Annotated in this window: 2 protein-coding genes and 1 pseudogene; 2 read left to right on the forward strand and 1 reads right to left on the reverse strand. The window is 68.7% G+C overall.

Features of this window, described 5'->3' with window-relative positions; genetic code table 11:
* Nucleotides 1-221 (forward strand): annotated as a pseudogene (locus ACLQI9_RS32480) (SDR family oxidoreductase); the annotation flags it as partial.
* Nucleotides 222-228: 7 nt separating this feature from the next.
* Here ACLQI9_RS32480 and ACLQI9_RS32485 read toward each other — a convergent pair.
* Nucleotides 229-3486: a helix-turn-helix transcriptional regulator gene (locus ACLQI9_RS32485; protein ID WP_442392863.1), complete on the reverse strand. Its 3258-nt coding sequence runs from the start codon at nucleotides 3484-3486 to the stop codon at nucleotides 229-231.
* Between the two features lie 212 nt (nucleotides 3487-3698).
* Between ACLQI9_RS32485 and ACLQI9_RS32490 the strand changes: the two genes are divergently transcribed.
* Nucleotides 3699-4805, forward strand: a 1107-nt coding sequence (locus ACLQI9_RS32490; protein WP_442392865.1) for a cytochrome P450, incomplete at its 3' end; no start/stop codon positions are given.

The following is a 4805-nucleotide window of genomic DNA, read 5'->3' on the forward strand; positions in this document are numbered from 1 at the left end:
ACACCCTGCCCGACGATCCCTACACCGCGATCCTGAAAGGGGGCGGACCGCGCGCGGGGATCATCACCCCCGAGCAGGTTGCCGCCGAGGTGGTCGACGCTGCCGAGAAACCCCAACTGCCGCTACGGATTCCAATCGGTGACGCCGCGCGGGCGCTGTTGGCTGCGCGTCACACGGCACCCGACGACGTCCCGTTCGTCCCGACGAACTACTTCGCCTGAACAGTCGTCAGACCTGGCGGGCTGCTTCCTGGGCAAGTTGCACCCGGGAGGTGAGGCCGAGTTTGGCGTAGACGTGGGTGAGGTGAGATTGCACCGTCCGCGGTGAGACGAAAAGCCGTGCGGCGATGTCGTTATTGCCGAGCCCTTCGCTGACCAGTCGCACAACGTCGCGCTCCGCCGGCGTGAGCGCGGCCCAGCCGCGGGTGGGTCGTTTGGGTTGGCCGCGGCCGCGCTGGGCGTAGGCGATCGCCTCCTCGGTGGACAGGGCGGCGCCCTCGGCCCACGCGGCATCAAATTCTTCGTTGCCCATTGCATTTCGCAGCGCCGCCACCGACGCTTCGTACCCGGCGTCGTAGACCTTGAAGCGCACCGCGCCGATGCGCAGCCGGATGGCTTCAGCTGCGCCGAAGAGGCGGGCCGCTTCGCGGTGACCAACGGCCTCGCCGACCAGAGTGCCGAGGCATTCCAGGATGTCGGGGATGAACAGGTACGCCTCGACTTCGGCGGCACGCGCGAGCGCGTCGTGGGCGTCACGCTCAGCCTGGTCTGGCTCACCCTGTGCGATCGCCACGCGGGCGCGCACCATCAGCGCCTCCGACAGTACCGCGCCCGTCGTTTTCGATGCGACGTCGTCGGCCAAGTGGCGCGCCGCGACCAGATCCCCGCCCGCCAAGGCGACCTGCGCACTGAGGACTCGCTGTATCGCCGGCGTCTGGGGCAGGGCACTCATGTGCTGCCCCACCGCCTCGGTCGCGTCGAGCGCCGTCGCGGCATCGCCGGCGGCGAGGGCAACTATGGCCAACGCCGCGTAGGCGAGGCTCGCCTTAAGCCCGCCGAACTCGGCAGCCGCCTCGACGGCCGCGTCGACGGCGGCCCGGGCCGCAGCTGTGTCACCCTGGTACGCCAGCGCGACGCCCTGGTACGCGAGGCTGTCCGCCCTAAAGATCTCATCGTGAGCTGCCTCGGACTCGTCGCCCACCGCGGCGAATTGTGCTACCGCTCCGGGCAGATCACCCGTAAACAGCTGTGCGATACCGAGGTTGACGCGGCACCAGCGCGAGGTGAACCGGTCACCGATCGCGTCGGCGAGATCGCGTCCCTCTTCGGCGGCCGCGCGCCCGGCGAGCGGGTTAACCACGGCGCGTGCCGCGGAGGCTTGCGCGGCGAGGATCTGGCTGAGCCGCCACCGATCACCCAACGCCCGGGCCAGGCCGATCGCCTCGGCCAAGTACGCCCGGGCCGCCTCCGCGTCGAAGAAGCCGGCGATGTAGCCGCAGGCGGTCAGCGCCCGCGCCAGCAGGGCCGGATCCTCGACCTCGCGCGCGATCGCCAGGGCCTGCTGAGCCTGATCCGGGCTGTCGGCGGCGCCCGCCCATAGGCCGAGGATGGCCCGGTCGGCGAGCGCCCGCGCCCGCACCGCGGGCGCCACCCCGGGGTGGTATGCGTCGAGGTCGGCCAGGGCGGTGTCGAACCAGGCCAGCCCTTCCCGGAGGCGTCCGCGCGCTTGCCACAGTGGCTGCAACGAGGACGCCAGCGCCAGGGCCAGTTCGATGTCGGAGTTTTCCCGGCTCCACGCGAACGCGGCGCGCAGGTTGTCGATCTCGAGGTCGGCCTGCTCGAGACGCTGCTCATAATCACTGCCCGCCGGGGCGTCGAGCAGGGCCGCCAGCGACGTGTAATGGTCGCGGTGACGTGAGCGCACGCTGTCCGCCTCGCCGGACTCGCCAAGTTTTTCCAGCGCGTATTGGCGCACCGTCTCCAGCAGTCGATAACGGGTTCGACCGCCACTCTCGTCGGCCGCCACCAGCGACTTGTCCACCAGCAGGGTGAGTTGATCGAGCACTTGGTAGCGCTGTACGTCGCCGCCGCCTGCGACGGCTTGGGCGGCATCGAGGTCGAAGCCGCCCAGGAATGCGGCGAGCCGGCGGAACAGTACCCGTTCGGGTTCGGTCAGTAGGGCGTGTGACCAGTCCACCGAGGCGCGCAGCGTCTGTTGGCGGCGCACCGCGTTGCGCGCACCACCGGTCAGCAGCCGGAACCGGTCATGCAGGCTGTCGAGGATCTCGCTTAGCGACAGCGCGCGCACCCGCGCCGCGGCAAGCTCGATGGCCAGCGGCAACCCATCCAGGCGCGCGCAAATTTCGCCCACCGTCGCGGCATTGTCATCGGTGAGGGTGAAATCGGGGCGGGCATGGCGGGCCCGGTCGGCGAACAACTCGAGGGCTTCACCGTCTAGCGATAGCGACGGCACCCGCCAGCTCACCTCACCCGCCACCCCGATCGCCTCACGGCTCGTCGCGAGCATGGTCAGCCCAGGCGCGGCACCTAGGAGGGCGACGATCAGCTCGGCGCTGGCATCCAGCAGATGCTCGCAGTTGTCCAGCACCACCAGCATCTGACGGTCGCGAACAAACCGCGGCAGGCTGTCCATGGTGGAGCGGCCAGGCTGATCCGGTAGCCCGAAAGCGCGGGCCGCCGCGATCGGGACGACATTGGGATCGGTGATCGGCGCCAAATCCACATACCACGCCCCATCGCTGAACTCGCCTGCCAGCTGGGCCGCGACCTGTACCGCCAGCCGGGTCTTGCCCGCCCCGCCGGCGCCGGTCAACGTCACCAGCCGGTTGCTGGCCAGGAGCTCGCGCACCTGGGCCAGCTCTGTGTCACGACCCACGAAGCTGGTCAACTGCACCGGAAGTCGCCGGGAGACAACGGAAGCGGAGACGCGCAGCGGCGGGAACTCGTTGACCAGGTCGGGATGGCACAGCTGCACCACCCGCTCGGGGCGGGGCAGATCCCGCAGCGCGTGGGTGCCCAGATCGGTCAGCCAGGCGCCCTCGGGTAGCCGGTCGACCACCAACTCCTCGGTCGCTCCCGACAGCACGGTCTGGCCACCGTGGGCCAGATCGCGCAGCCGCGCCGTGCGGTTGATCGCCGGGCCGATGTAGTTGCCCTCATCGCGCAGCTGCACCTCACCGGTATGCACCCCGACCCGTAGCCGGATCGGGGCCAGAGGTGCGCGCTGCAACTCCAGCGCGCAGGCCACCGCATCGGAGGCCCGGGCGAACGCGACCACGAAGCTGTCGCCTTCGCCTTGTTCGACCGGGCGCACACCGTCATTCGCGGCGACGACATCACATACGACCTGGTTCAGACGCGCGATCGCGGCCGTCATCACCTCGGCCTGGGTCTCCCACAGCCGCGTCGAACCCTCCACGTCGGCCAACAGCAACGTCACCGTTCCGGTCGGCAGCAGCTCGCTCACGCCCAGCTCGCTCCAGTTCACCGCCGGCATGTCCGCGCGGCGGTCAGTGTCGCTCATGCTAGCCAGCATGCGCGCAGCGCGTAGCGCAAAGCATCAGCGCAAACGCGTATCTACGACCCCCGACCGCGCGTATCTACGCGTTCTGGCCGATGGTCTTACTGCCGTGGCCCCGGATAGTCGACTTGGTCGAATCCGAGGAGGCCACCGTGACCGTGCACACCGTCGGCACTAATAGCCCCACCGTCTTTGATGCCGGGCTGCCGGCCATCGCTTATGAGCACGCCCAAAACCCCGAAGAGGCGCACCGGCTCATTCGGCAGGCCCGCCAAAAGGGGCCGATTGCGCTGGGGCCACATGGGCCCGAAGTGTTGAGCTACGAGCTGGTGCGCACTGTTTTGCGCGATCCCCGGTTTTGCATGCCGAAGGGACTCGTGCTCGCCGCACAAGGCATCACGTCGGGGCGGCTGTGGGACAAGGCCACCACGGGCCTGTTAAGCCTGGACGGCGCCGAACACCATCGGCTGCGCCGACTGGTCTGCAAAGCGTTCACAGCACGGTCGACCGCACGGCTACAGACCACGATCGTCAACGTCATCACCGAGCTGGTCGACCCGGTGACCGTCACGGGGCGCTGCGACGCGGTCGCCGACATCACCCGCCGCTATCCGATTCCGATCATCTGCGAGCTGCTCGGCGCTCCTCGCCGTGACTGGCAACTGTTCTCCGACTGGGCCGAGGACATCTTCAAAATCTTCAACTGGAACGTCGCCAACGACGAGCCGGTCATCATGGAGGCCTTCGACGAACTCGACGCCTACATCGACGACATGGTCGCCCAGCGACGCCGCAACCTCACCGACGACCTGATCTCGCAGCTGATCCGCGCCGAAGACGACGGGGACCGACTCAGCGCCGACGAGCTGGTCATGCTCGCAGAAGTCCTGCTGATGGCGGGCACCGACACCACCCGCAATCAGCTGGCTGCCGCCGTGGACGAGTTGTGCGACCACCCCCAGCAGTGGGCCCTGCTGGCTGAGCATCCCGAGCTCGCACCGCAGGCAGTCGAAGAGCTCATCCGCCATAGCCCGGTCATTTTCGCCGCCATGCGCATGGCTGCCGAAGATGTCCAACTTGGGGGGGTCACTATTCCCGCCGGCACGCTCGTGCTGGCCAACATTGCCTCGGCCAACCACGACCCCGCCGTCTACGACGACCCCGACCGCCTTGACATCACCCGCGCAAATCCGCCAGCCATGCTCGGCTTCGGCGGCGGCATTCACTACTGCCTAGGAACGCACCTGGCCCGACTCGAACTCGCC

It is taken from the genome of Mycobacterium sp., from assembly GCF_052143115.1.
GTDB lineage: Bacteria > Actinomycetota > Actinomycetes > Mycobacteriales > Mycobacteriaceae > Mycobacterium.